The organism is Bacillus sp. JJ1127 (assembly GCF_036965845.1).
Taxonomy (GTDB): domain Bacteria; phylum Bacillota; class Bacilli; order Bacillales; family Bacillaceae_G; genus Bacillus_A.
The window spans coordinates 331-1,630 of the sequence record NZ_JBALQK010000425.1; the positions used below are offsets into that span (position 1 = coordinate 331).

The window sequence follows — 1,300 nt, forward strand, 5'->3', positions numbered from 1 at the left end:
TTCAACTGGCATTCAAACTATAGTTCAAATCATATCTCGAATGAGAATGTAATAACTTATAAAAAGGAATGATATGAATACCTTGTAAATATTTGTCCATTTTAAGTATAAAGGAGAGTAAATAATGAGCGAAGACTTTACAAAAAATCAACAATATAAAGAAAAAGTACCTTGGAGATTAGGGAAACATCTAAACCACAATCATGTAGAAACGTTAAATAGACTAATAACAGATCACCATCAACGTATGTTTCATTTATTAAACAACAAGAGAACGTAAAGCATGATGGAAATATATAATTTAGGATAAATTTATAAACCGTTGTTTAAATGCATTTTCTCTATATGAAATGTAAGATAATGAAAGTATAGTTTTCAATAATTACATAGTCAGAAGAGAGAAGATAACATATAATGAGAAAGAATTTCAAAAAAAGGTGAGGTGGAACTGTTTTATGGGTAATCCGAGTATAGGAGAGTCGGATATAGAATCGACATCAGAGGCAGTCATACAACTGAATATTCGAAGCGGATTACTTTGTAGAAATGGTTACCGCTTTATGTGAATTTTGGAAAGATGGCTTCCTCTATAAGTGAGGAGGTTTGTACAATGGTACAAAAAATCTGGAATCAAATTAAAGGACAAAAAAAAGAAGCTACGAAAATTCAAGGTTTTGATATTGATTTAAACCAAGAAAGCTTATCACGTATTGACCGACTTGTAGATCGTTACGAGTCAGAAATCCTTCACCAACTTGATAGTGCATATACACAACGAACAAAGTGGGCAGACCGACTAGCTGATAAAATTGCGCAGTTTGGAGGTAGCTGGCGATTCATCACCTGGTTTGCATGTTTTCTTGGTTTCTGGATTATGTGGAATAGCCTGTCTATCACAAAAGGAGCACACTTTGATGCTCCGCCATTCATTTTATTGAACTTATGCTTATCTTTTATAGCGGCATTTCAAGCACCTGTTATTATGATGAGTCAAAACCGTCAAGCTGCGCGTGATAAACATGAATCTGTTATTGACTTTGCGATTAATTATAAAGCAGAGCAAGAAATTGATGACATGCAAAGTCGGCTGCATCATATAGAGAGTGAATTAACGGAAATTAAAGACTTATTGAAACAATTAAAGGCAAAATAAATATATTGTTTTAAAGAAAAAGCCCGATAACGGGATTTATGTAACAAGTTGATATATATAAGTACAAATTGAAAAATTGCCATAAAGCCTTTCTTTTTAGGTGGAAGAGAGAATCCGGCCATGCATAGAAGCGGTCAGATCCTTTTC

At 33.4% G+C, this 1,300-nt stretch carries 2 protein-coding genes; both read left to right on the top strand.

Annotated elements, in window-relative coordinates; genetic code table 11:
• Positions 1 to 124: 124 nt before the first annotated feature.
• A complete protein-coding gene (locus V7183_RS25475; RefSeq protein ID WP_154724643.1) occupies positions 125 to 280 on the top strand; it encodes a hypothetical protein in 156 nt (51 codons plus the stop codon).
• 330 nt (positions 281 to 610) lie between these two features.
• Positions 611 to 1,153: a DUF1003 domain-containing protein gene (locus V7183_RS25480; protein ID WP_097896353.1), complete on the top strand. Its 543-nt coding sequence runs from the start codon at positions 611 to 613 to the stop codon at positions 1,151 to 1,153.
• Positions 1,154 to 1,300 lie beyond the last annotated feature (147 nt).

Coding starts and splice junctions, on each gene's coding strand:
- V7183_RS25480 (WP_097896353.1), top strand. CDS start 611: ATGGTACAAAAAATCTGGAATCAAATTAAAGGACAAAAAAAAGAAGCT.
- V7183_RS25475 (WP_154724643.1), top strand. CDS start 125: ATGAGCGAAGACTTTACAAAAAATCAACAATATAAAGAAAAAGTACCT.